The organism is Amycolatopsis umgeniensis, from assembly GCF_014205155.1.
GTDB classification, from domain to species: domain Bacteria; phylum Actinomycetota; class Actinomycetes; order Mycobacteriales; family Pseudonocardiaceae; genus Amycolatopsis; species Amycolatopsis umgeniensis.
In genome coordinates this window covers 6,012,480-6,037,975 of record NZ_JACHMX010000001.1, presented here as the reverse complement: position 1 = coordinate 6,037,975, position 25,496 = coordinate 6,012,480, and the positions used below count along the sequence as shown (strand labels likewise).

Sequence of the window (25,496 nt, the reverse complement as noted above, 5' to 3'; positions counted from 1 at the left end):
GCTACTTCCCGCTTTCGAATTTGAGACAATTGATGATGGAATTTTCGACAGTGTCACTCAACGCGTGGTCGGTGTAGTAGGCGGTATGCGGACTGATGAGCACGTTCGGCAGTTCCTGCAACCGTAGCAACGGTTTGCCGTCGATGGCCTTGTTCCGGCAGTCGGCGTAGAAGATACCTTCCTCTCCTTCGACGACGTCCAGTGCCGCACCGCCCAGTTTTCCGCTTTCCAGGGCCGCGATGAGGGCCTCGTTTTCGATGAGCGGACCACGTCCGGTGTTGATGACATACGCGCCGTCCTTCATCTGCTCGATGTTCCGGGCATCGAGCAGATGGCGCGTATCCGTGTTGAGCGGTACGTGAAGGGTCACGATGTCGCTCTGCTGTAGCAATTCATCGAGAGAGACGTAATCGGCGTCCGCGGTGCGCAGCGTGTCGTAGGCCAGCACCCGGCTGCCGAAGCCACGCAGCCTGTCCAGGACCGCGACCCCGATGCGCCCCGTCCCGACCACCCCGATGGTCAGGTCGCGCAGCTCTTTCCCGCGCACCTCGTTCAGCCGGTAGTCGTGCACTTCGGTGCGGCGGATGATGGATTTGGCGTCGCGTACCGCCATCAGCATCAGCATCAGCGTGAAGTCGGCCACGCTGTCCGGCGAGTAGGCGACGTTGCCGACGGAGATGCCGACGCTCTCGGCGTACTCCACGTCGATGTGGTTGAACCCGATACTCCTGGTGGAAATGTACTCCACACCGGCTTTACCGAGCGCGAGAAGAAGGGAATTCGAGATCGGGGTCTTATGACCGACACTGATGCATCGATTACCGATTGCCAGCTCGAGATTGACCTCGGATACCGGTTCCTCGACGATGGTCGGCACTACACCGAAACGAGGCGCCATCTCCCGGAACAAGGCGGCCTCGTCCTGTCCGCATCCATAAATCGTGATTCCCCTCGCCAAGACGGCCGAGGAGGACGCGGACGCCAGCGATCCGGTGCGGGGGGCAGCTGATCGCGCTGGTTCGCTGTAGGTCATGCCGGACATTGTAGGCAGCACGGTATTGCCGACTCAGATGGGGTTTTCGAGGCGCCGACAATATGTTACCGCTTGGTAGCGGGGCGTGCACGCCCTGCCGATCGTCCGTGGTGAGCCCCTGTTCGCAGGGGCCGGACCGCGCTCCCCACCTGCCCCGCGGCCGCCTGACCACTGATCTTGCCCGCCCGGCCGCCGGACCGAAACCGGCCAGTGACGGGTACCACAGACAGCGGCCGTCAAGTGATCAAGACCTCAGCCGCCGAAGGCCGGGACGCGACCTCTGGCGCGACCTCGGCAACCCTAACACCGTCCGACGCCCGAAACGCGCGTTTCGGCAATTCCGGAGAAGACGGCCCGGCGGAGGAAAAGAATTCCCGGACGTATTCACTCTGCGTATTCGTCCGGTCGGGATTCCCGGCCTCGCCACGCGAGGGCGTGCGCCGAGACGAGGTCGGCGAGCTCTTCCGGGGCGTCCCGCGCCACGAGATGACCGGCGGACGGCACGCGGGCCACGGTGACCCGGCGATTGGCCGTACGCAGGCGGCGCACGTCGGAGTCGTCGAGCGGGGACCCCGGACCTCCGTGCACCACCAAGATCGGCAGGTCCAGGGCCCCGGCCGTCGCGAACAGGGCGGTGCCCGACCCGAGGACGTCGTCCACGACCTGGGTGTAGCGGCCGCCGAGCCCTTGGAAATCGAGCCACGAGCGCACCCGGGCCGGGGGCAGGTCGGGGACGACGTCGACGAGCACCAGTCCGGCCGCACGATCCGCGACGGCGGGGTCCGCGAGGGCGGCGATGGCGGCGAGCCCGCCGATCGAGGCGCCCACGAGGACGATCGGCGCCCGCTGGCTCCCGATCATCCCGACCACGTCGTCGGCGAGCTGCCGGAGCGTGGTCGCCTTGCCGGAGCTGTCCCCGTGACCACGCAGGTCGAAGGCCACCGTCCGGAGCCCGCGCCGGGCCAGCACGGCCGCGACCGGGGCCCAGACCCCGCGCCGCTCGCCGCCCGCGTGGAGCAGCAGAACCGTCGGCCCGGTGCCTGTCACCGTGCCCCGGAGGGTGACTTCCCCCAGGTCGAGACTGATTTCGGTCATCGCTCCCCCGCTTACCTTGAGATGCCAAGGTAACGCACTTACCTTGGCGACTCAAGGTATGGTGCCGATCGTGACGACACCCCGAGCGAGAAGGACTCCGGACGAGGCCCGGCGGCTGATCCTCGACGCCGCGGCTTCACTGCTGGCCGAGTCCGGTCTGGCCGCCGTCCAGATGCGCGCGGTGGCCGCGCGGGTCGGCATGACCGACGCCGGCGTCGCCCACCACTTCGGTAATCGCGAAAAGCTGCTCGCCGAACTGCTCCGGCACGGCGGCCGCCGCCTTCGAGACGCGCTTCAGGACGTTCTCGGGGGATGGCTGGACCACGAGACCGACCTGCTCGAACTCGTCGAGGCCCTCCACGCCCTGTACCAGCGCGGTTACGGCGAACTCGCGGTCGCGCTGCACACGGCGGGCTGGCGGGATCAGGGCAGCGGGATGCTCGCGCCGGTCGTCGACGCCCTCCACCGCCTCCGCCCACCCGGCACTTCACTCGACGACACCCGGCTCGCCGTCGCCGCCCTGCATCAGGCGATGGCGACGGAGGCCCTCTACGGAAGCGCCTTCCGGCGCAGTGCCGGGATCACGGACACCGCGGACGATTCGGCCGCCCAGGTGCGCTGGTGGGCGCGCCAGCTCCGGCTCGCTCTCGGCCTCAAGCCCGATAGGGACCGTGGTCCCCGAGATCCGGGCTCACCCGAGGAGACCGGCCCTCCTGCCCCGGCACCGGCGTGACCGTCGGCTGGGCGAGCTCGTCGGACGTCGTCACCGGCTCGTCGGTCCGGCGAGCGCGGTAGCGGGATTCGACGGCGGTGTCCTGGCGCCTGCCGGCGAGCACCGACAGCGTGAGCACGTGGGCCACGGCCATGAGCAGCAGGAAGACACCCAGCCTGCCGATGAAGGCCGCTGTCGACCCGGACCAGTCCGGGGCCACGACCGCGAGCAGCGCCAGCACGCCGATCGCGGCCAGATGGAAGACGGTCACCACCATCCAGGCCACCGATCCGCCGCCCTCACGGGCGTCCGGCCCACTCAAGTAGCGGCGGGCGCCGCGATAGAGGATCTGGCCGTCCGCGACGACGAAGATCAAGCCGATGATCAGGAAACCCGGAAGCTCGTTGTCGGGCATCGTTGCCTCCTCCGTTTCCGGAGGAATACCCACGGGGCGCGGCGCGATGCCGCCGTCACCGCATCGAGTGACCACCCGAGGACCGCGCTGGGGGCCGTGAGTGGCGATGACAGTTCTAGTGAGGGGTAGGGCAACCTCTCCTGTCGGGGCATGTCCGTGAAGGCCTCCTTCCCTACGCTCAAGGTAGGGAAGGGTCCCTTCACGGACACCCGTGCCCCAGAAGCACCAGCAGTCACTGCAAGGCAGACAAGAGTGAGGGCAGGGCTTCGACACAGAAAGACCTGACCACACCACGGTCGACCCACCCCTCGATAATCGCCACTCACGACCCCTGTTCAGGTCAGCGAATGCCCTGCGAGATGAACTCGCTCAGGCCTTCGACGTCGCCGAGCGCTGTTCGCAACTCGGCGGCGTACTCTTCGGCCCCCGCCCGCAGACCCCGTTCGATGACGCCGGTGGTGTCGAAAGCCTCGACGTCCGCACCGCTCAACGCGGCGACGGACTCCTTGACGACACCACCCAGCAACAGTTCCACCGGCGCCGCCGGCGTACCTTCCAGCGGCCAGACGAGATCGTCCAGCACACCCTGCCCGGCGACCTCGCGGACCAGGCCCGCCGCGGTGCTCCCCGGCACGCGGAAACCCTCCGGCAACACCGCGCGGAGGCTCAGGTTGTGCGACAGCCAGTACAGCAGCTGCGCGTTCACCTCGAGCTTGATCGACTTCGGCGCCAGCCACAGCGTGAGGTTCACGTAGTACTCGGTGAGCTTGTCGAGCACCTCACCGCCCTTTTGGAAACCCCACAGGTTGATGTCGAAATAGTGGTGCCACGTGGCGTCGGCGACGATCCGCCCGACCCCGGCGGCCGCGCCGTCGTACACAGTGGACACGCCGTAGACCTGACCGTTGCGCTTGTCGGTGCCCTGCGCGACGATCTCGGGCTTCGGCTGGCCCGTGCGACCCGACGGCCAGACCTCCGCCGGGAACCGCTCGGGAATGAGCAGCTGCCCCTCGTGCATGTGGTCCGGGAAGATCGTGATCGGGCCGCGCCTGCCCTGGAACAGCGGGTGCGGCCTGCCGAGCCGCTTCCGCAGGATCAGCTCCTGCGGGTACGGGTCGAAATCGTTCGGGATCACGTCGTTGAGGTCGTTGCCCCAAGGGTCGGGCTGATGGGTGTTGTGGCTGAACTCGATACTCGAGTCCGGCCGGTCGTTCCACACCCGCAGCTCGCCCGCCCTCGGGACCCGATGTCCCAGCGCCCGCCCCAGGTTCAGGTACTCGGGCAGCGACGGATCCGCTCCCGGCGGACGCGGATTGGAGTGGTCGCCGGTGATGAGCACGCCACCGCCCGCGTCCATCCAGGCCCGCAGCGCCGCGACCTCCGCGTCCACGAGTTCGTTTTCCGGCTCTCCCGGCATGTTGCTCTGCAGCAGGCCGAAGAACCACACCTGCTCGTATCCGCCGAGTACCGCGGGAGTGAGTTTTCTGGCCGCGTGGCCGCCCTCGTGCCGATTGATCAAATCGATCTCGAACTGCGCGAAGAACGGCTGGTTCGCCAAGATCACATCGCGAAGAATGCCCAGTGCGAAACCACCGCCTCCCTTGAGTCCGATGAAGTCCGTGTAGAACAGCACTCTGATCTTCGGCTTCGCGGCCGGACTGACGTGATCGGCGACAATACGTTCGTCGAACATGAATTCCCCCTTGCCTGACGCGCCATACCGTCCTCCCCGGTGGCGCTGTCCCTTCCACGTATACCTGAATTTCCGGAGGTCTCCCAGGTGCCGGCGCACGGCGATGGATTTCGCCGTGCGCGCCGTCCCGGCCGGGCGGAATCCCTCTTTTCGGAAGGCGCGCGCGATCGAAAATGTTTCGCTTTCACTTTCGCCCGCGCCGGGTGATTCCCAGGCCGGGGCGGCCTGTCACGGTGGGACGCACCGATTGTCCGACCGTCTCCGAAGGGCGTCGCATGGTGCGAGTCTCGCTCGACCTATTCCCCGCGTATCGGTTCAGATGGCCTCGCCGGACGGCCGCTCCGCCCGTTTCCCAGGCACCCTCGGAGGTACAAGGCGAAAGCAAACCGTTACCCCGCGCCTTGGTCGTGCTGCTGGGATCCGCCTCCGCCGTCGTCGTATCGGCCGGACTCCACGCCGTCGCCTGGCTCGTCGGGCCGATGTTCCTCGCCCTGGTCATCGTGATCACCCTCGATCCGGTGCGAACCTGGTTGCGTGGCAAAGGCCTGCCGCGCTGGCTCACGGTCGCCGTCCTGGTCGTCGCCGTCTACGCCGCGTTGTTCGCGTTGTTCCTGGTGATCGTGGTCTCGCTCGCGCAGTTGTCGGCCCTGCTCCCGCATTACGCCGCACAGGCCGACGAGCTCCTGCGGGACGGCATGGCGTTCCTCGGCGGGTTCGGGGTCGGCGATCGGGAGCTCCGCGAGATCCTGTCCACTGTGGATGCCGGGAAACTGATCGGTTTCGCCGGTTCCCTGCTCTCCGGCGTCGGCGGCCTGGTCACGAACCTGGCGTTCCTGCTGGCGTTGATGTTGTTCCTGAGCACCGAATCGGCGTGGGCGGGCCAACGGCTCGGGCGTATCGCGCGCGATCGGCCGTGGATCAGCGCGGCGTTGCGTCGTTTCGCTTTCGGCACCCGGCGCTATCTGCTCGTGACGACGGTTTTCGGCGGTTTGGTAGCGGCACTCGACACCGTCGCGCTCGCCCTCATAGGCGTTCCCGCGGCCGTACTTTGGGGCTTGTTGTCCTTCGTCACCAATTACGTGCCGAACGTGGGTTTCGTGATCGGGGTGGCCCCGCCCGCCCTCATCGCGCTCCTCGACGGCGGATGGCGTGTCATGCTCGTGACGCTCGTCGTGTATCTCCTGCTGAACTTCGTGGTGCAGTCGCTGATCCAGCCCCGGTTCGTCGCGGGCTCGGTCGGTCTGTCCACTTTGGTCACCGTCCTCGCGCTCGTGTTCTGGACCTGGCTGCTGGGCCCGCTCGGCGCGGTCCTCGCCGTACCGGCGACGCTGCTGGTCAAGGCGCTGCTGGTCGACGTCGATCCCCGGGCACGGTGGGCGGAGGCGCTGCTGTCGGCGCCGGACCGGGACACGCCCTGACGCCGGTCAAGTCAGGCCGTGGTGGCGCGCCACCACCACGGCCGACCGGCGGTTGTTCACCCCGAGCTTGCCGTAGATGGAGCGGACGTGAGTCTTCACCGTGTTGACCGAAACCGTGAGATCCGACGCGATCTCGTCCAGCGAACGCTGCGACGGCAGCCGCCGCAGCACCACCTGCTCCCGATCGGTCAGCTCACTGGGCGGGGTGTTCGGCACGAGTCTGCCGCGGACCGACTGCGCGAAGCCGTCGAGCGGGCCGAAGCCGCCGGAATGGTCGATCAGCAGGTTCCTGACCCGCGACTCGGCGAGCGCGAACGGGCGGATCAACCGATGCGGCCGGGCGAGGATCAGCGCGCGGTCCAGCGCGTGCAGCGCCGTGGTCCGCCGGTGGGAACGCAACGCGAGCGCGGTCTCCGCCAGGCAGAGGTCCACCGGCGTGGCGGGCAACAACGCGCGAGCGGACGCGGCCGCGCGGATGGCCTTCCCCGCGAGGCCGGTCTCTTCGACGACGAGATGGGCCCGCACCTGGAGCAGTGCCAGCTCGGCGGTTCCCGGCAGTCTCTCCTGCGCCCAGGCGAGCACCTCGGCCGCGTGCAGGCCTTCACCGACCACGAGCGCCGCGTGGTGTTCCGCGACCGTGCACATCCCCGTGATCTCGCGCGGCAGTTCGAGGTCCACGAGCCGGTGCCGTGCTGCCCGCATGGCCTGCGAGCCTGCCGCCCGGTCACCGCCGTCGAACCGGACCATGCCCTCGAAGAATCCCCGCAGCGGTCCGAGAACCGGCGCGGAACCGGGGACTTCCGCCCTCGGTGCCCTCGCCAGTTCCCCCGCCGCCGCCACCGGCTCGAAGCGCATCAGATCGTCGTAGGCCAACATCAGATGGCATTCGGCGACACCCGGCGACCGGCGCCAGCCGTGCCGTCGCGCGACGGCCAACGCCCCGATACACGCTCGCCGCATCGCCGTGTGGTCCCCGAGGAGCGCGGTCGCGACGGCGAGCGCGAGTCTGCTGTGGAGTACGAGATGTTCGAGACGTTCCCCGTGGGCCAGGCGCAGCGCTTCTTCCGCTCGGGTGACCGCGTGACGTCGAGCGCCCCGGTGCAGGGATCGCCAGACCAGGTCGAGTTTGTCCCAGGCAGCGGCCTCCGGGGACCGCGCCACCGGGGGCACCGCGATCTCGGGCGGCCTGCTCCCCGTCACCAGCGCCAGATGCGGCACGGCCAGCAGGCGCAGGCCGTCGTCGCCGAGATCGGTGGCGGCCGCGGTGAACTCCCCGCGCTGGACGTGTTCCAGCGCGGACGCCAGCCGCAGCCGCGGACTCGCCGTCAACGCCCCCTCCCCCAGATAGGCGAGCGCTCCCCGGACGAGTTCCCCGTCGCCCGCCAGCACCTGGCGCACCGCGTGATCCCGCGCCAGGCTCAGGACGCGCTGCCGGTCCCGGCCCGCGACGGCGTGCGTGAGGGCTTCCCCGAACCGTCCCTCCCCGGCGTACCAGCGGGCGGCGATCCCCTGCAGCCGTCGCGCCCGTGAAGGTGATCGCCGGGTCAGTTCCGCCTGCAGGAAACCGCGTAGCAAGGGCGGGAGCCGATAGGTGTCGGCCGGGGTTCGGGCGACCAAGCCGGTCTCGCGCTCCAACTCGTCCAGCGTCACCCCCGCCTCCGGGGAGCCCGACAGGCGGGCCGCGAGGGTCGCGCTCACCGCGTCGCAGGCACTGATGCACAGCAGGAGATCCGAGGTCGCCGGCGGCAGCCGTGAGAGCACCTCATCGGCGAAGAACCGGGCGACCGCCAGCTCGTCACCGTCGACGGCCGCGACGAGCCCGTCGGCGTCGGCGGCGTCGCGCACCGAGACCGCGGCCCAGCCGAGCGCCGCTGCCCAGCCCGCGGTGCGCTCGGTGAGTTCGCGGATGCGGTCCTCACTCACCGCGGCCCCGGTGGCGCGGAGCAGGCTCGCCGTCTCGTCCGCGCTGAACCGGAGTTCGGCGGCGCCGAGCCGCGAGAGCGTGCCCTCGACCTGTAGCCGCGCCAGCCGCAGCTTCGGCTCGACCCGGGTGGCGAGCACGAGCCGCAGCATCGGCGGCTGATGGCGGGCCAGCGCCGCCAGCGCCTCCGAGGACTCCGGCCGGGAAATCTCCTGGACGTCGTCCAAGACGAGCCACACCGGTTCGCGCAGCACCGCCAACGCGTCACCGAGGTCGGCGAGGAACTCGGTACGCCGTCCGGGGGACGGCGGGGCGAGCCTGTCCAGCGAGCCGCCCTCCGGCAAGCCGCGACAACGCCGCAGCGCGAGAAGGATCGCCGCCCACAGACGGCGCTCGTCGTTGTCGTCCTCGTCGAGCGAAACCCAGGCGACGTCCCGGCCGGCGCGAGCCCAGCCGGCCAGTGCCGTGGTCTTGCCGGAGCCCGCCGGTGCCCGGAGCACGGTCACCGGCCGGCTGGTCGCGCGGTCGAACAGGGCCAGTAGCCGGGAACGCGGGACGAAGATGCCGGGTACCCGCGGCACCGTCACCTTGGCTCCGGGGATCCGCCAGGACCGCGACGTCGTTCGAGCGGGCAAGTCAACCTCTCGATCGTCCGAAGGATCGCGACCCGGTCCGCGGTCGACGCCGGCGGAGCCACGACTGTACTGACCCGCGGGTCACCAGATCTCGTACGTGGCCTCGCCTCCGTGCACAAGGACCGCCCAGATCACCAGGACGTCTAGTCCGATGACGACCACTCCCCACACCGGGTACGCGGAGAGGAACGCCAACTGCCCCAACGCGTTGATGCCCGCGAGCGCGACCGTGACGACGCGGGCCCAGGTGGCCCCGCTGAACAGCGCGCCCCCGGCGATCACCGCGAGGGTTCCGACGATCAGGTGGATCCAGCCCCAGCCGACGAGGTCGAAGACGAGCAGTCCCGACGGGCTGAGCACGTAGTAGTTCCGGTCGAACAACGCGACCAGGCCTTCCACCAAGGTGAACATGCCCGCCATGACGGTGATCGAGCCGGCGAACCAGATCCAGCCCGCCCGCCGGGACCGGGCGATGGCCGGATCCGACGGGGACGGCGGCTGGCCCGATCCGGTCGTGGCGGTCCAGTGATGCGCTCTTTCGCTCATGATCCCTCTTTTCCGGGGAGAGGCTGTGGACCCGGGCGATCATGGTGGGTCCACCACGGCGACGGCCTCGCCCGCGTCAGGTGAGATCAGGCCGGTCCGGGGCGGTCCCCGGCTCATCCGGCGTGGGCGATGCGGGATGGCGCCGCACGGAGCACAGTGCCGCTCCACGACCGATTCCGGACCGAGGAGGACCGCGCAGTGAGTTCGCTGACCGTTTGGACCTTTCCCACCGCCGAGGGCGCCGAGAACGCGCTCGGGCTGCTGAAGAAACTGCAGAAACAACAGCTCATCTCGATCGCCGACGCGGCCTATGTCAGCTGGCCGGAGGACCGGAAGAAGCCCAAGACGAAGGATCTCGGCTCCTTGACCGGGGCCGGCGCGCTGGGCGGCGGGTTCTGGGGCCTGCTGTTCGGCCTGATCTTCCTGGTCCCGCTGCTGGGAATGGCCGTCGGCGCGGCGATCGGGGCGCTGACCGGTTCGCTCTCCCACGTCGGCATCGACGACGAATTCATCGCCACCGTCCGGAATCGCGTCACGCCGGGCACGTCCGCGCTGTTCGTGATGGCGGACGGCGCCGTCCTGGACCGGGTCGTCGAGCCGTTCAAGGAGACCGGTGCCGCCCTGCTGACGACCAATCTCTCCGACGAGGAAGAGGCACGGCTGCGCACCGCTTTCGGCGAGTACCCCGTTCCCGAGCCTTCCTGACCGGGGGCTCCTTCACACCTTCCCAAGTACCTGAAGGCCCCTTCCGCTCGCATTTGCTGTGGCTGGCGGTCGAGTGTGCCCTGGGGCGTCTCGGCACTGGGTGGAGCTTGCCGGACGCCGGTGCGGTCGAGTGGGGAAGATTCGGGACGTTGAACGTCCTGAATCTTCCCCACTCGAGTTGTCTGCCTTCACGGACTTCTGGCTAGCACCTTTAGCCCCAGCAACCCCACGAGTCCCGGCGACGCCGCGTGAAGGCCCCCTTCACGCGGCTCAGCCGAGGAAACTCGACCTTCACACCCTCCGAGACCCAGGTCCGTGAAGGCCTCCTTCCCTACCCTCACAGTAGGGAAGGAGGCCTTCACGGACTTCCGGCACGAACTTCCGGCGACCGGACTTCCGGCACGTACTTCCGCGAGGCGACCGGTCCGGCTACCACTCACCACTCCTGGCCCCCGGCACGGCGAGGTCCCCGTTTCCGATTCCCCGCGCATTCGGGAAATGACCTCCGGTCTCCTGCCGCGGCAGTTCCCGGACCCGGTGCACGGAGTGCACGCGCATCCCGAGTGTCTCGAGCGCCCAGAGAATTCGTGAAATGCTTCCTTGATCGGTCACGGTGCCGAAGACGATCATCTCCTTGCCGACCGGAACGACGACCATTCCCCGGAAATCGTCTACCGCGCCGTTCGCCTGTTCGGGGATTCGCCCACTGCCCCGGAAGACGTAATTCACTCCGGCCAACGGTCCACGCCGGGCCGGAATCCGCGGGCTCATCGACTCCCCTTTCCCCGGACTGTCCCGGCCGCTCGTCCCGCCACGAACCAGGCCGCCGCGAGTACCGCGAGATCGACCGCCAGCATGACCACCGACCAGGTGTGCACCGGCAGGAAGACCAGCCGTGCGAACAGGTCCAGACCGGCGCGGGCGGCGAGGCGCACCGAGGTCACCGAGGTCAGGGCGGCGAGGAAGACGGCGAGCGAGAACAGTACGGACTCGGCGCCGACGCGGCCGGTTCGCAGAACATCGAGTATCACGAACTCGCCGGGGCCGACCCAGAAGAAGTGCGTCACGAGTAATGCGGACGTCGGCCGATTTCGGATTTCCTGTCTTTTCCGGGAATCTCCACGGGCGTTCACGGGGAACACGATTCTGGGTGCACACGGCCTTTTCCTCGCCCAGCGCGGGTGAGACGGACGAATTGCGTGGCAGGATCCGCCGGGACGATGTGAAACTGGCCGCTGAGGAGGCTGGCGCATGCTGGAGAACCACGAAGTTTCGCCGCGAAGACGGGTTCCGAGGACGAAGGTGACCATCCCCGATCCCCCGGGTGATCTCGTTTCGCGGCCGCGTCTTCTCTCCGCTCTCGACGCCGGGGCGGAGCGGGCCATGGTGCTCGTCGGGGCACCGGCCGGTTACGGCAAGACGGTGCTGCTCGCCGACTGGGCGAGCCGCCATCGCGGCGCGGTCGCCTGGGTGTCCGCCGACGCCGAGGACAACGACGACCGGCTCTTCTGGTCCGCGGTGCTCGACGCGCTCGGCGGCTGCGACCGGATCCCGGCGGGAAACCCGGTGCGGTCGCTCGCGGTCCCGGCCTCCCCCGGCACGGACCTCACGTTCCTCGCCACGGTCGCCGACGCGCTGGACACGGTGCCCGAGCCCGTTCTCCTGGTGCTCGACGGCGCACAGGAGATCACGGATCCGGGCACGTGGCGGGGACTGCAGGCGCTCCTGCGGCATCAGCCGACGGGGCTGCGCCTGGCGATCTCGAGCCGCCGGGAGCCGCCCCTTCCACTGGTGCGCGCCCGAGTCGCGGACAGACTCCTCGAAGTGGGCGTGCACCAGTTGCGTTTCTCGCCGGAGGAAGCCGGAACGCTCGTCGGCTCGGGGATCCCGCCGCACCAGGTCGGCCTGCTCGCCGCCAGGACGGGCGGGTGGCCCGCCGGCTTGCGTCTCGCCGCCGCTTCCGCGGCACGGCAAGGAAATCTCGGCGACTTCTTCGCCGGACGGGACAGGGCGGTGCTCGACTACCTGACCGACGAGGTCCTCGCTCCCCTCACCGCCGCCCAGCGGGATCTGTTGCGCGCGATCAGCATCTGCGACGACGTCCCCGCCGGGCTCGCGGCCGCGCTGGCCGACCGGCCGGACGCGGAGGCGATGCTCCGCGAACTCGGCGAACCGGCCGCGCAGGTGGTGCGTTCCGACGGAACGCCGCCGCGCCATCGGCTGCCGCCCCTGTTGCGCACGTACCTGCGGGCCGAGTTGCTGCGCCGGGCCCCGGAGCGGACGCGGACCCTGCACGCGGCGGCCGCGCGCTGGTTCGCCGAACACGACCGGGCCGCTCCCGCCTTGCTGCACAGCGTCCGTTCGGGGAACACCGCCCGCGTCGGCGAATTGCTGCGGCGGCACGCGGTGTCGCTGTTCCTCGACGGCGAGCACAACGTGGTGCGGCTGGCGCTCGCCGTCCTCGGCGATCGGCGGGCCGTGGCGTCTCCCTTGCTCGCGCTGATCTCGGCCGCGTTGCACCTGGAGCGCGGCGAGCCGCAGTCGGCCGAGTCTCAGCTGAGCTGCGCGGAAGCGGCGTGGCCGGAAGAACCGTCGGCGGATCTGACCGTCCTGCGGCAACTGGTGCGCTCCCGGCTCGCCCAGGTCGACCGCGGCCCGGCACAGGCCGTCCGCGCGGCCGAGCAGGTCGACGAGCGGCTCGCGGCGGGCACCGGGCTCGGCGGGGCGACGACCTTGCACCGGGCGGGTGTCCTGACCGCACGCCACGATCGCGGCGCGGCGCGGGAGGCCCTGACGCACGTGGCCGAAGCCGCCGAGACGGCACACCATCATTTCCTGGTCACCCAATGCCTCACCGTCCTCGGCGATCTGGCGAGGACGGCGGGCGACTACCGGGTGATGGACGAACTGGCCCGCCGGGTCCTGGCCCGCCACGCGGCGAACGACCCGCATCGCTCGCTCGAAGGCGCCCAGGTGTACGCCCAGCTCGCGTACGGCTCGTTGCTGCGGGGAGAGGCCGCCGAGTGCGTCGAACACGCGAAACAGATCGGCCGGATGCTGGGCGACGCGCCTGCCAGGGCGGCCCGGAACCTGGGCCTGATGGCCGAAACCCTGCGCGGCGCCGGCGAATTCGAGCTCGGCGGCTGGCATTCGGGGCTGCGGAGGATGCGTCGCGCACGCACGCGGCTGGGCACCGGGCGGAGCTTCTCCGCCGAACACGCGGCCTGGTGCGCGGTGCTGGAGCACCGTGCGGCGCTGCGGCTCGGCGCGGCGGAGCAGGCGAGGGAGACCTTCCGCTGGGCCCAGCCGATCATCGCCGGTTCGGGCGAGTTGCTGTTGATGCGGGCCCGGACCAGGTTACGGCTGGGCAGGCAGGACGCGGCGAGTTCGGTGCTGCGCTCGCTGTCGGAGGAGAACGCGCCGATGTTGCTGCCGTGGGCGGGGATCGAAGCGTCGCTGATCGGTGTGCAGGCGGCGCTGGCCGCCGGGGCCGGGGAACGCGCGGTGCGGTCGCTGGACGAAGCCCTGGTCGCCGCCAAGACCGCCGATGTCCGGTTCCCGTTCGTGTTCGCGCCCACCGACGTCATCGCGTTCCTGACCGCGCGGCTGGGCAAACTCGGTACCGGCGAACGGTTCGCCGGTCAGGTGCTCGCTCTGCGCCGCGAGCTGCGCACCCCGCCGATGCCGACACCGCTGACCGAACGGGAACGCAGCGTCCTGCGCCTGCTGCCCACCCAGCGGTCGATCGACGAGATCGCCCAGGATCTGACGGTTTCGCCGAACACCGTCAAGACCCACGTCCGCGGCATCTACGCGAAGCTCGACGTCCGCAGCAGGCGCGACGCCGTGGCGACGGCGCTGCGCCGCGGTCTGCTGGACACCGAGATCACCGATTTCACGGTCTGACGCTCGCTCGCCTCACCCGCCACGGGTGAGGCGAGCGAGCGGGCGAGGAGAGGTCATGATCCCGGCGTCCCGATGGCGGTTCTTCCACCTGGCGATCCTGCGGCCGCTGCTCACGGTCACCGCCCTGCTGTGCCTGTACTACCTGCTCCCGGTCGACCAGGAACTCACCGCCTGGACCGTCACCGTCTTCGCCTGCGGGCTCGCCGTCGTGACCCTGCTCGTGGTCGGCGAGGTGCGGCTGATCCTTCGCTCACCGTTCCCCGCCCTGCAGGGAATCCAGGCGCTGGCCTTGATCGTGCCGCTGTTCCTGCTCCTGTTCGCCGACGTCTACTACGTGCTCGGCCACGACCGGCCCGGCTCGTTCGGCCCGGACCTGACGCGGACGGACGCCCTGTACTTCACGGTCACCCTCTTCACCACGGTCGGTTTCGGTGACATAGCGCCGGTTTCGGCCACCGCGCGGATCGTGGCGACGATCCAGATGGTGGCGAACCTGATCGTGCTGAGCGTCGCCCTGCGGGTGATCGTGACGGCCGTGCGGTACCGGCATTCGTCCACATCGGACGGTTCAGCGCGGTTTAGGGAGCAGCAGGGCGGCGATCAGCCCGCCCACCGCGACCAGTGTCAAAGTGGCGAGTGCCAGCGCGAAGGACGTCCCGCCGGGGCGCACCACCCCCGCCAGCACGGAACCGGCCAGCGCCGTCCCCACCGAAGACCCCAGGTTGGACACACTGCGCGAGACCCCCGAGATGTCGCCCTGGGCCGAGTCCGGGCGGCCGGACTGGACCAGGTTCACCGACGCGGTCAGCATGATCCCGATCCCGGCACCCAGCAGGAACAACCCCGGCACGGCACTCGCCACCCCCGAATCCGCCCGCACCAGGAGGAGCACGAGCGCCAGTCCCGCGATGGCGATCACGAAGCCGCCGCGGATCAGCAGGCGTTGTGAGTGCCGCCGGGCCATCCGTCCCGCGGCCGCCGAGGCGACGAGGATGCCGATCGTCGCGGGCGTCAGCATCAGTCCGGTCCGGATGGCGTCGTAACCGCGGACCTGTTGCAGGAAAACGGCGATCACGAAGAACGAGCCCTGCAGGACGAGCCACTGCACGTGCTGGGTGAGAAGGCCGAGGCGGGTGGTGCGGTCCCGGAAGATCCCGGGCGACACCAGCGGTTCGCGCCCCGCCCGTTCCCGGTTGTGGATATGCGCGAAGAACAGGAACAGGATCGCGACGCCGATCCCGGCGAACAGCCAGAACGGCGAGGTGCCCACCTGCAGCAACCCGGCCACGACGAAGAACAGGCCCGCCGCCGAAAGCACCGCGCCCGCGACGTCGAACCGGGTGCGGCCGGGCGCGCCCGGCGGCTCCACCATCCGCCAGGCGAGCACGACGATCACGCCGACGATGAGCACCTGCAGGAGAAACGAGGCGCGCCAACCGAACCAGGTCGTGACCAGACCGCCGACGAGTGGTCCGGCGGCGGCGCCGAGCGCGCCCGCGCCGCTGACCACACCGAAGCGGCGCGCCCTGGTCTCGACGTCGGGACTGGTCACGGTGACGAGGATGTAGATCGGCGGGATCATCAGCGCCGAGCCGATGCCTTGCAGCAGGGAATAGCCCAGTACCAGCGTTCCCGTCCCCTGCGCGGCCGACGCGAGCAGCGCGCCGACGCCGTAGACGACGAGTCCGAGGACGAAACATCTCTTGCGGCCCAGGACGTCGGTCAGCTTGCTGCCGGGCACCATGAGCGACGCCATGGTGAGGGTGAACAACGTGATCGCGATCTGGACGCCGAGCACCGTCGTGCCGAGGTCCGCGGCGATCACGCTGACGGCGACGGTCATCGTCGTCGCGGCGTAACTCGCGACGAACTGAGCGAGGGCCAGGGGCGGCACGGTCATCGGCGTGGCCTTCCTTCTCGGGTTCCGCACACGGTGGCGTGGGCGGCACCCCGGCCACCTCACCCCGGGCGGATGAGGCAGCGCGCGCCCGCCGGGACGACGGTGATCGAGACCGCACCCGGAGACCGAGGAGACGCCATGACCGAAACCGCGATCGCCGACCACGGCCTGATCGGCGACCTGCAGACCGCCGCACTGGTCACCACCGGCGGGTCGATCGACTGGTTCTGCTGCCCGCGCTTCGATTCACCGTCGATCTTCGGCGCGCTGCTCGACGACGAACGCGGCGGCCGGTTCCGCGTCCACCCGGTGGGGCCGTACACGAGCAGGCAGATGTACTACCCGGACACCGCCGTCCTGATCACCCGGTTCTCCAGCGCGGACGGCATCGGCGAGGTGGTCGACTTCATGCCACCACGCGAGGGCGCCGCGACCGCCAAACACCGGATCGCCCGCCTGGTGCGCTGTGTCCGCGGGAGGATCACCTTCGACATGCTGGTCGCGCCCCGGTTCGACTACGGCCGCCGTCCGCACGAGGCGATCCTTTCCGGACACGGCGCCGTCTTCGTCGCGAGTGAGATGTCGTTGACGCTGCACCCGGTCCGCGAACCCGACGACGAGTTCCTCGCCGAGACGCGTGTCGAAGGGGACGACGTGCACCTGCGGCTCACGCTGGTCGCGGGGCAGGTCCGGGGCGTCGTGCTCGAGACGGACACCGCGGAACCGCCGCGCGAGATCCGCCTGTCCGAATTCACCGCCCTGTTCGACGACACCGTGGGCTGGTGGCGCTCGTGGCTGGCCGGCTCCACCTATCGCGGCCGCTGGCGGGAGATCGTGGCGCGTTCGGCGATCACCCTGAAACTGCTCACCTACCGGCCGACCGGCGGGCTGGTCGCCGCGCCCACCCTCGGCCTGCCGGAGGAGCTCGGCGGGGAGCGGAACTGGGACTATCGCTACACGTGGGTGCGGGACGCGTCGTTCTCGGTCTCCGCGCTGCTGGCCCTCGGCTTCACCGAGGAGGCCGCCAGGTTCGGGAACTGGCTGGGCGACCGGATCCGCGAAGGTGCCCGCGAGCGTCCCGAGGGAGGTCCGCTGGCCGTGCTCTACCGCGTGGACGGCGCGAAGGACCTCCGCGAGGAGGACCTCGTGCACTGGTCCGGGTATCGCGGATCGAGTCCGGTCCGGATCGGCAACGACGCGGCGGGGCAGCTGCAACTCGACATCTACGGCGAGGCTCTGGACAGCGTCTTCGCCGCCGACAGGGCGGGTTTCGGGCTGCCCCATCGCGGCTGGACGGCGGTCCGCGCGGCGCTCGACTGGCTCGGGGAACACTGGGACCAGCCCGAGGAGGGCATCTGGGAGTCCAGGGCCGGGCGCCGGTCCTTCACCTACGGACGCCTGATGAGCTGGGTCGCCTTCGACCGCGGCCTCCGGCTGGCGAACACGTACGGCCGTCCCGCCCCGGTCGAGGACTGGACGTGGCAGCGCGACAGCATCTACGACCAGATCCTGAACCAGGGCTGGCACCGGACACGGCAGGCGTTCGTCCAGCACTACACGGGGGACGAACTGGACGCGTCGCTGCTGCGGATGCCCCGCACCGGTTTCCTCCCGTCACGGGATCCGCTGTGGCTCTCCACGCTCGACGCGATCGGGACCGATCTGGTCACCGACAGCCTGGTCCACCGCTACGACCCGGCCGCGTCCCCGGACGGCCTGGCGGGCTCGGAAGGCACTTTCTCCTTGTGCAGCTTCGCCTATGTCGACGCGCTGGCCCGCGCCGGCAGGCTGGACGAAGCGCGGGCGGCGTTCGAGAAGATGCTGACCTACGCCAACCACGTCGGTCTCTACGCCGAGGAGATCGCGCCGAGCGGCGAGCAGCTCGGCAACTTCCCGCAGGCCTTCACCCATCTCGCGCTCATCGACGCCGCGGTCACCCTCGACGCCGCGCTCGGGTGATCGCGTGCGCGAGGATGCTGGGATGGGTTACCGGACCTGGATGCGGTACTTCACACCGTCCGCCGTGCACAGACGGCTGGGCTTGGTGTGCCTCGGCGTCGGGCTGCAGCACGGCGTCCTGCCCGTCGTCGGGCCCCGCGTGCTCGACCACTACGTGGCCGTCGTGGTGTCCAAGGGGCGCGGCTGGTTCGCCGTGGCGGGCGGGGAGCGGCGGGAGGTCGTCGCTCCCGCCCTGCTGTGGCTCGTCCCCGGGGTCGGGCACCACTACGCGCCCGACTCCGCGCACGGCTGGGAAGAGTGTTTCGTCGACTTCGACGGCAGCGCCGTGGACGCCTACGTGGAACTCGGCTACGTCACCCCCTGGGAGCCGGTGGTGCCGCTGGGCGACGTCGAGGTCGTCCGCGACATCGTGAGCCGGATCGTGCGCTGCGCGCGAGGCGGCAGCCCGCTGGCGCAGGTCGACGCCTCGGCGGCCGTGCACCACCTGCTGGTGGCACTGCGCCGGGCCCGCGCCGACCGTACGCCCAGCGGCGGTTCCCTGCTGGAGGCGCTGGCGCGCGACGCCCTGCTGCCGATCAGCGTCGCCGAGATCGCGGCCCGCCGCGGCATGACGCTGCCCGAACTGCGCGCGGCCGTCCGCCGGAGCACCGAGTCGGGGCTGAAGGATCACCTGCTGACCCTCCGTCTCAACCGCGCGAAAGAGCTCCTGGCCACCACCCGGCTGCCGGTGCAGGGGGTGGCCCAGGCGATCGGCTACGAGGACGCCGCCTACTTCAGCCGCCTGTTCACCCGCCGGGTCGGTGTCTCCCCCGGGCGATTCCGCGAGTCGCGCGTCCAGGCCGTCCCCGGCGGCTGGAGTTCGCAGATCCCCTCCCCCGACGACCCGCCGCTGGTGCCCGAAGACTGACCTTGGACTTCCGTTCGGCACCGCTTGGACTTTCCGCGCAATAAGTGCATGAACCACGCTTGAAGTTGAGCGAACGCGTTGACTTACGAGCAGTAACATTCATAACATCGGCGACCGCCCCGCCAACTGTGGTGCGGGTCACCCTTGGGAGAGAGTCATGCGGACCCTGCCTCTTCTCGGCGCCGCGGCGTTGGCCGTGGCGGCGACCACGGTGGTACCGGTGTCGTCCGACGCCGCGCCGCCGGACGCGACGTACACCATCACGGTCGACGCCAAGAAGTCGTTCAGCCCGACCACCGACACCCCGGCGAGTACCTATGTCGACAAGGACGGCACGTTCTACTTCCAGCAGGCGGCCGCGCTCTACGGCGCGGACCAGCCGCGTGAGTGGGAGTTCTTCAGCGGACGCGACTTCGACAGTTTCACCAAGAACCCGATCAGCGACGCGGTGAACCCGGCCAATCCCGCCGACCGCAACGACGACACGACCTGGCGCTGCAACAACAGCCCCACCGGCAAGGAATCCACCGATCCGCCCGCCGGATCGGGCTACTCGCAGCGCAACTTCTGCGACCTCGTCGGCACCTGGGTCGATCCGGACACCGGCGACTGGTACGGCCTGATCCACAACGAGTTCACGCCCGAGCCGTTCGGCGCGTACTCGTTCTCCCACTACGACGCGATCGACATGGCCGTGTCGAAGGACCGGGGCAAGACGTGGGCCATCAAGGACCACGCGATCACCTCGCCCCACAGCACGAAACGCGGGGACACGGCGGCCTTCCCCCATCAGACGTTCGACTACGGTGACGGCGACCCGCGCCTGTTCGTCGACACCGCCTCCGGGTACTTCTACGTCTATTACGGCTCGCGCATCGTTCCGAAGGCGGGCGCCGGCGGCCCGATGACCGGCCTGGCGCACGTCGCCCGCGCGCCGATCTCGGGCAAGATGGCGACCGGTTCGTGGCAGAAGTGGTTCGACGGCGGCTGGACCCAGCCCGGCGTCGGCGGCCGCGAGAGCAACATGGTCCCCGTGGCTTCGGCGGGCGACAAGGGCTACACGCCCGTCGCGGACGACTACGACCCCGCCAACACCGGCAACGTCAGCCAGCAGATCGCCGCGGGGCAGCTGCCGCGCAAATCCGATCTGTTCATCATGAACATCGCCTACAACGCGCATCTCGGGCTCTACATCGGTGCGCCGGAGGCCGTCGACAGCGTCGTCCCGCAGCGGTACTACGTGACCGACGACCTGGCGACGCAGAAGTGGCGGCTGATCGGCGACACCGGGAGCTACACCAACCAGTCCTGGTACCGCTGGTTCGTCGACGCCGCGAACAAGACGAACTCGACCATCATCGGCAAGCAGTTCCGGTCGTACTGCGCGGTGGCGTGCTCCGGCAACGCGGGCGGCGAGTACACCACCCAGACCATCACATCCTCCGCTCCCGCACCGTCCCCTGTGGACACTTCCCGCAAGTACCGCGTCGGTCTCGGTGACGGCCGTGTTCTCGCGCAGGGCAACGGAAGCGCGACGACGTCGGTCGCGAGCACGACCGGATCCGACCGCGAAGCGTGGCAGTTCTCCGCCGACGGCGACGGCTCGTACCGCGTCACCAACGCCGCCACGGGCCAGTTCCTCGGCGTCGACGCCGTGCAGGCAGGCCGGGCCTGGGGCGCGAAACCCACCGTGACCTCGGCTTCGACGGTGGGACAGCAGTGGTTCATCATCCGGTCCACCGTGGACGCCGGAACCTTCCGGCTGGTGAACCGCTACAGCGGGCTGGTGCTCGGCCTTTCCGGCAAGACGGCACGCCTGGCGGAAACCACTCCCCTGCGGTCCTGGACCGACACCACGGGCAGCACGGTCGGCGGCGGCCGGACCGCGGCCGAGCAGACGCTGAAGTTCACCGACGCCGGCGCGGGCACTCTCGAAGGAGTCCGCACCCTGTCCGCGTCCGGCAAGAACCTCGACGACCCGGACTCGTCCACGACAACCGGTACGCCGCTGGTCACCTGGGCGCCGAACCAGGGCGCCAACCAGAAGTGGCAGTTCACCAGGCAGTCCGACGGCTCCTACACGCTGACCAACACGCATTCGAAACTGTGCGCCGACGTCGAAGGCGGGGCCACCGGCGCGGGTGCGCGCGTCATCCAATGGACGTGCACCGGCGGGCCCAACCAGCGCTGGACCGCGACGAAACAGCCCGATGGGACCTACAAGCTCAGCAGCGTCCGGTCGGGACTGCTCCTGACCACGGCGTCCACTTCGGACGGTGCCGCCGTCACGCAACGGGCCGACACCGGCTCCGCGCTCCAACGGTGGGCGATCGGCTAGCGAGGGACTAGAGGTCGTGAGTCGCGCTGTTGAGGGGTAAGTCCGTGAAGGCCTCCTTCCCTACGTTCAAGGTAGTGAAGGAGGCCTTCACGGACTTGGGGGCGCAAGGCTCCGTGCCACCCGCTCGAGAACACGCCACGGTTGGCTTTCTCCTCAACAGAACCCGACTCACGACCACCCCGGCCGACACCTTCGCCGCTCCGATGTCGCGAAAGCCACTTTCGGGACATCAGACGTCCCGAAAGTGGCTTTCGCGACATCGGCAGCCGGCGCGCCGGGCGACCCGACAACCCTCGCCAGTCCGCTCTCGCATCGTGTGGCCCGCCCTGTCCCGAGGGCGGCCACACGGGCGTTTCGGCACGGGGTTGCGCTTGTGTGGCACATCACACTCTCACTGCACTTCCCGGCCTCGTGGCCGTCTCCCCTTGTGAGAACACTTTCGGTGAAAAGATCACCGGAAGCGTGGAGGGAGACATCATGAACCACACCGGCATCATCCGTACCGCCACCATCACCGGCATCGCCGCGGCCCTGAGCCTCGCCGCCATCGCCCCGGCGCTGGCCCACCCGCTCAGCAACCCGCTGGCCGCCGCCCCGGCGAGCGACCCGGTCACCACCGTGGCCGACCTCGACGGCGACGGCGAGATCGAGACCGTCACCGCGCAGCTGACCAGCGCCACCGACCAGGTCATCTCCGCCACCGTGAACGGCGCCTTCACCTCGATCCACCTGCCCGCGGACGGCTCCGTGCCGCTCGAGGCCCCGCGTGTCACCGACCTCAACGGTGACGGCCGCGCGGAACTCATCGTCACCCAGTCCGTCGGGGCCAACACCACGTTCTTCACCGCGCTGCACTTCGACGGCCGCAACCTCAGCCAGGTCGTCGACAACGACAGCAAGCCGCTCTCGGTCGCCGAAGGCGGTGGCGTCGCCGCCCACCTCGGCTACCAGTGCACCCCGCTCAACGGTGGCGGACGCACCTTCGAGACCGTCGCCGCCGAGGCCGACGACGTCAGCGCCGCACAGCTCACCTACAGCGGCACCCGCACCGTCTACACCCTTCGCGACGGCGCGCTGACCACCCAGGACACCCAGACCATCACCAACCGCCCGGTCACCGACCCGATCCTCGGCACCGACGCCGCCACGTGCGCCCAGACCGGCAGCTGAACACCTTTCAGCCGGATCTTGTCACGTTTCCCGGGCAGGCTGAAAACGCCGCGGTATCACGGTCTTCAACGGCAGCACCGAATTGCGAGTACCCGACTAGGCAAAATCCGTCAGGCCTGATCCGTGAAGGCCTCCTTGAGGGACGCTTGATCCCTCAAGGAGGCCTTCACGGACTTGCGGATCGAGACTACGGCGCGTAGGTCAGGCAGTTCGCGGCGTGACCGCCTTCGCCTGGTCCGACACGGACGCTCGAAGCGGTGCATTCCAGTGCGGAATTGTGACGGCAATCGGACCGCGAGCAGGCGCCGACCTGCGCGGTCACCCGATCGAGACCGCCCTTGGTATTCAGCGGGACGAACGTTCCGCAATCGGCCGAGCCATTGCCTCCGCCCACCGTGATGGCGAAAGCGTGACAGCCGTCGTGATTGTAAGAACATCCGCTGACCGTGCATTCGTGGACAGCGGGCATTTCGGTGGTGGTCATAACGACTCCTGTGATTCGTGGTGGTGGTGTCGTTCGGTATGACCAGGGTTACACCGCTCCGTGCCACCGGCAATTCGAGCGGGAGATGACCACCCGGGCAAGCTATCGGGGCCTGGCGAGCAGCCGTTCCAACCAGGACTCCCGCGCGGCGACACACGATCGAGCGACAGCCGACGCCGGCGCGAGGTCGTGGAAACCGTGGAAAGCGCCGCCCCAGACGTGCAATTCCGCCTCGCCACCGGCGGCCCAGATGGCGCTGGCGAAGGCCACGGCCTCGTCACGGAACACTTCGACGGCGGCGACGTCGAGGAACGTCGGCGGCAATCCGCCGAGATCCGTCGCGCGGGCCGGGGCGGCGTACGGCGAGACACCGGGCGTGCCCCGCCGCTCGCCCAGGACCATCGTCCAGGCGGTCAGGTTGCTGGTCCGGTCCCAGACGCCGACACCGTCGTACTCCCGCGCGGAGACAGTTTCGTTGCGGTCGTCGATCATCGGACATTGGAGCAGCTGACCGGACAGCGCCGGTCCACCGCGATCGCGTGCCAGCAGCGTGACACCGGCGGCGAGACCGCCTCCGCCGCTCCCGCCGAAGATGACCAGCCTTTCCGGGTCGAATCCCAGCTCGTCCGCGTGCGCGGCCATCCATTCGAGACCGGCGTAGCAGTCCTCCACCGGTACCGGATGCGGATGCTCGGGCGCGCGCCGGAACTCGACGGTGACCGCGACGGCGTCGTACTTCATCGCCCAATCGACGAGTGGACCCACCGAAGCGAACCGATCGCCCATCACCATCCCGCCGCCGTGGACGTGGTAGATCCCCGGACCGCCACCGCGATGGTCCTCGCGCGCGATGACCGAGACCGTGATCTCCGCCCCGCCGTGACCGGCGATCGTGTGATCCGTCCAGGTGACCGGCCGATCGCCGATCTGCTCCTCGATGGACGGGAACTCCAGCGCCCGGTAGCGCTCCAGCTGATCCGCCGTCATGCCGACCGGCACCTTCCCCGCGAGCGCGGGCAGTACGGCGGCGAGTTCGGGATCGTATGCGGGCTCCACCATCCGCACGAGCCTAACCACGACGGCTCAGAGGTCGAGATCGAGCCTGGACGTCGCGCGTGAGACACAGCAGTACATGCGGCCCGGCGGTGCCCCGATGTCGTCGCGGTGCTCCGGTTCACCACCCACGACGGCGATCTCGCAGCTGCCGCAAACCCCTTCCCGGCAACCGGACGGTATCCGGAACCCCGCATGGTTCAACGCGTTCAGCAGGGATTCCTCGGCAGCGACAGCCACCGTCCTTCCTGAGCGGACACAGCGCGCCTCGAACGGCTCGTTCGGCGCGAATTCCTTGGCCACCGGCTGGAAACGCTCGAGGTGCAGTCCTCGCGCGGGAAACGCCGCCTCGGCCGCGTCGAGCATCGACGCGGGGCCACAGCAGTAAACCAGCGCTCGCGGGCCGAGTCCGGCCGCGAGCGCGGCGAAATCGGGCCTGCCGTGCTCGCCGGTGGCGTGGACACGCACCCTGTCGCCATAGGCGGCCTGGAGTTCGGCGGCGAACGGCATGGCGGCCACCGACCTGCCCACGTACACCAGCGTGGCCGCGGCACCCGCCTCGACGGCGGCCGCCAGCATCGGCACCATGGGGGTGATGCCGATCCCGCCGGCGAGGAACAGGTATTCCGGCGCGGGCAGCAAGGGGAAGTTGTTGCGCGGCAACGATACTTCGAGAGCGCGACCCGCACTCAGGAACAGGTGGATGTACTCCGAGCCGCCCCGGCTGAGCCGGTCGTACCGGACGGCGACCCGGTAACTGCCGCGATCGGCCGGGTCACCGCACAGCGAGTACTGCCTGGTCAGCCAGTTCGGCAGCGCCAGATCGACGTGCGCCCCGGGTTCCCAAGGCGCCAGCGGGCCTTCGGCGCCGCGCAGGACGAGTGAGACGGTGCCTTCGGCGACAGGCTCCATGTGGTCGAGAATTGTCCGCTGCATCAACGAAATCACCTCAGTACAACTGCCGGTAGCCGGTTTCGAGCAGGTTCTCCAGTACCGCCGGGTCGAGGTCGAGCCCCATCTGCTCGACGGCGACCTCGCCCGCGGACGGCAATTCCTCCGCCAGCGCCTGGCTCGCGGGATCCCAGAGCCGCGACCGGATCAGCGCGCGGCCGCAGTGGAAGAAGGCCTCCGCCACCTCCACGACGATCGCCAGTTCCGCCGCCTTGCCCTCGGTCCGCATCCGCGCGAGCACGTCCGGTTCGTCGGTGGGATAGGCGTGCCCGTTGACGCGGAACACTTCCCGCAACCCGGGGATCACGAACATCAACCCGATCCCGTCGTTCTCGGCGAGATTGCGGAACGAGTCGGCGAGCTTGTTGCCCGGCCGGTCGGGTATCGCCAGGGTGCGCTCGTCGAGCACCTTGACGAAGCCCGGATAGTCGCCGCGTGGTGAACAGTCGGGCAGGCCCGTCGCGTCCGACGTGGCCATCGCCACGAACGGGGAATGGGCGATGAACCGATGGCCGTGCCTGTCGACGCGATCGTGGACCTTGGCCTTGATCATGGCCTCCGGCTCGCCGAGCCGGGCGCGCACCTCCTCGTACGAGATCCGGCGCGGACGCGTCTCGTTCACGAGATCACTGCTGGTCATGGCACAATTATGAGC

At 69.4% G+C, this 25,496-nt stretch carries 21 protein-coding genes and 1 pseudogene; 9 read left to right on the top strand and 13 right to left on the bottom strand.

Annotated features, from left to right (window positions below):
* Position 1: 1 nt before the first annotated feature.
* Positions 2–1,033 (bottom strand): VanH-AOV family D-lactate dehydrogenase, encoded by a 1,032-nt coding sequence (gene vanH / locus HDA45_RS28515; protein WP_184900437.1) that lies wholly within the window; start codon positions 1,031–1,033, stop codon positions 2–4.
* A gap of 384 nt (positions 1,034–1,417) precedes the next feature.
* A complete protein-coding gene (locus HDA45_RS28510) occupies positions 1,418–2,128 on the bottom strand; it encodes an alpha/beta fold hydrolase (RefSeq protein ID WP_184900435.1) in 711 nt (236 codons plus the stop codon).
* Positions 2,129–2,198: 70 nt separating this feature from the next.
* Between HDA45_RS28510 and HDA45_RS28505 the strand changes: the two genes are divergently transcribed.
* Positions 2,199–2,861 (top strand): TetR/AcrR family transcriptional regulator, encoded by a 663-nt coding sequence (locus HDA45_RS28505; protein ID WP_343072174.1) that lies wholly within the window; start codon positions 2,199–2,201, stop codon positions 2,859–2,861.
* Here HDA45_RS28505 and HDA45_RS28500 read toward each other — a convergent pair.
* Positions 2,782–3,255 carry a hypothetical protein gene (locus HDA45_RS28500; RefSeq protein ID WP_184900433.1) on the bottom strand — a complete coding sequence of 158 codons (474 nt, stop codon included), beginning with the start codon at positions 3,253–3,255 and terminating at the stop codon, positions 2,782–2,784. The two genes, HDA45_RS28505 and HDA45_RS28500, sit on opposite strands and share 80 nt — an antisense overlap.
* 340 nt (positions 3,256–3,595) lie before the next feature.
* On the bottom strand, positions 3,596–4,948 hold the full coding sequence (locus HDA45_RS28495; RefSeq protein WP_184900431.1) for a hypothetical protein: 1,353 nt from the start codon (positions 4,946–4,948) through the stop codon (positions 3,596–3,598).
* A gap of 275 nt (positions 4,949–5,223) precedes the next feature.
* Between HDA45_RS28495 and HDA45_RS28490 the strand changes: the two genes are divergently transcribed.
* Positions 5,224–6,366 carry an AI-2E family transporter gene (locus HDA45_RS28490; protein ID WP_184900429.1) on the top strand — a complete coding sequence of 381 codons (1,143 nt, stop codon included), beginning with the start codon at positions 5,224–5,226 and terminating at the stop codon, positions 6,364–6,366.
* A gap of 6 nt (positions 6,367–6,372) precedes the next feature.
* On the opposite strand, the gene HDA45_RS28485 is transcribed toward HDA45_RS28490, so the two are convergent.
* Entirely contained in the window at positions 6,373–8,874 is a 2,502-nt protein-coding gene (locus tag HDA45_RS28485) for a winged helix-turn-helix domain-containing protein (RefSeq protein ID WP_343072173.1), read from the bottom strand.
* A gap of 129 nt (positions 8,875–9,003) precedes the next feature.
* Positions 9,004–9,468 (bottom strand): DUF7144 family membrane protein, encoded by a 465-nt coding sequence (locus HDA45_RS28480; protein WP_184900425.1) that lies wholly within the window; start codon positions 9,466–9,468, stop codon positions 9,004–9,006.
* Between the two features lie 198 nt (positions 9,469–9,666).
* On the opposite strand from HDA45_RS28480, the gene HDA45_RS28475 reads away from it, so the two are divergent.
* The gene (locus tag HDA45_RS28475; RefSeq protein ID WP_184900423.1) at positions 9,667–10,173 is read left to right on the top strand and encodes a DUF1269 domain-containing protein; all 507 of its coding nucleotides are present in this window, start codon (positions 9,667–9,669) and stop codon (positions 10,171–10,173) included.
* 429 nt (positions 10,174–10,602) lie between these two features.
* Here the strand turns inward: HDA45_RS28475 and HDA45_RS42135 are convergent, their stop codons facing one another.
* Together HDA45_RS42135 and HDA45_RS28465 are read right to left on the bottom strand one after the other, a co-directional pair.
* Positions 10,603–10,944, bottom strand: a complete 342-nt coding sequence (locus HDA45_RS42135; RefSeq protein WP_246480813.1) for a hypothetical protein — start codon at positions 10,942–10,944, stop codon at positions 10,603–10,605.
* Positions 10,941–11,240 (bottom strand): hypothetical protein, encoded by a 300-nt coding sequence (locus HDA45_RS28465; protein ID WP_343072172.1) that lies wholly within the window; start codon positions 11,238–11,240, stop codon positions 10,941–10,943. Before HDA45_RS28465 ends, HDA45_RS42135 begins: the two co-directional genes overlap by 4 nt.
* Positions 11,241–11,424: 184 nt before the next feature.
* Between HDA45_RS28465 and HDA45_RS28460 the strand changes: the two genes are divergently transcribed.
* Positions 11,425–14,079, top strand: coding sequence for a winged helix-turn-helix domain-containing protein (locus tag HDA45_RS28460; protein WP_184900421.1), 2,655 nt, complete (start codon positions 11,425–11,427; stop codon positions 14,077–14,079).
* Between the two features lie 55 nt (positions 14,080–14,134).
* Positions 14,135–14,557: pseudogene (locus tag HDA45_RS43260) on the top strand (potassium channel family protein); the annotation flags it as partial.
* A gap of 90 nt (positions 14,558–14,647) precedes the next feature.
* Here HDA45_RS43260 and HDA45_RS28450 read toward each other — a convergent pair.
* Positions 14,648–15,979 carry an MFS transporter gene (locus HDA45_RS28450; protein ID WP_184900419.1) on the bottom strand — a complete coding sequence of 444 codons (1,332 nt, stop codon included), beginning with the start codon at positions 15,977–15,979 and terminating at the stop codon, positions 14,648–14,650.
* 138 nt (positions 15,980–16,117) lie between these two features.
* Here HDA45_RS28450 and HDA45_RS28445 point away from each other — a divergent pair, with 138 nt between their 5' ends.
* From HDA45_RS28445 to HDA45_RS28430, 4 genes are all read left to right on the top strand, one after another.
* Positions 16,118–17,938: a glycoside hydrolase family 15 protein gene (locus HDA45_RS28445; RefSeq protein WP_184900418.1), complete on the top strand. Its 1,821-nt coding sequence runs from the start codon at positions 16,118–16,120 to the stop codon at positions 17,936–17,938.
* Positions 17,939–17,960: 22 nt separating this feature from the next.
* Positions 17,961–18,845 (top strand): helix-turn-helix domain-containing protein, encoded by an 885-nt coding sequence (locus HDA45_RS28440; protein WP_184900416.1) that lies wholly within the window; start codon positions 17,961–17,963, stop codon positions 18,843–18,845.
* A 157-nt stretch (positions 18,846–19,002) separates the two neighbouring features.
* On the top strand, positions 19,003–21,183 hold the full coding sequence (locus HDA45_RS28435) for an RICIN domain-containing protein (RefSeq protein ID WP_184900414.1): 2,181 nt from the start codon (positions 19,003–19,005) through the stop codon (positions 21,181–21,183).
* Positions 21,184–21,660: 477 nt separating this feature from the next.
* Complete coding sequence (locus HDA45_RS28430; RefSeq protein WP_184900412.1) at positions 21,661–22,353, top strand: FG-GAP repeat domain-containing protein; 693 nt, start codon at positions 21,661–21,663, stop codon at positions 22,351–22,353.
* A gap of 187 nt (positions 22,354–22,540) precedes the next feature.
* On the opposite strand, the gene HDA45_RS28425 is transcribed toward HDA45_RS28430, so the two are convergent.
* The 4 genes from HDA45_RS28425 to HDA45_RS28410 all read right to left on the bottom strand — a co-directional run bounded on the left by HDA45_RS28425 (position 22,541) and on the right by HDA45_RS28410 (position 25,481).
* Positions 22,541–22,837: a DUF1540 domain-containing protein gene (locus HDA45_RS28425; RefSeq protein ID WP_184900410.1), complete on the bottom strand. Its 297-nt coding sequence runs from the start codon at positions 22,835–22,837 to the stop codon at positions 22,541–22,543.
* 102 nt (positions 22,838–22,939) lie between these two features.
* Positions 22,940–23,896: an alpha/beta hydrolase gene (locus tag HDA45_RS28420; RefSeq protein WP_184900408.1), complete on the bottom strand. Its 957-nt coding sequence runs from the start codon at positions 23,894–23,896 to the stop codon at positions 22,940–22,942.
* A 24-nt stretch (positions 23,897–23,920) separates the two neighbouring features.
* Entirely contained in the window at positions 23,921–24,826 is a 906-nt protein-coding gene (locus HDA45_RS28415) for a PDR/VanB family oxidoreductase (RefSeq protein WP_184900406.1), read from the bottom strand.
* A gap of 13 nt (positions 24,827–24,839) precedes the next feature.
* The gene (locus tag HDA45_RS28410; RefSeq protein WP_184900404.1) at positions 24,840–25,481 is read right to left on the bottom strand and encodes an MSMEG_1061 family FMN-dependent PPOX-type flavoprotein; all 642 of its coding nucleotides are present in this window, start codon (positions 25,479–25,481) and stop codon (positions 24,840–24,842) included.
* Positions 25,482–25,496 lie beyond the last annotated feature (15 nt).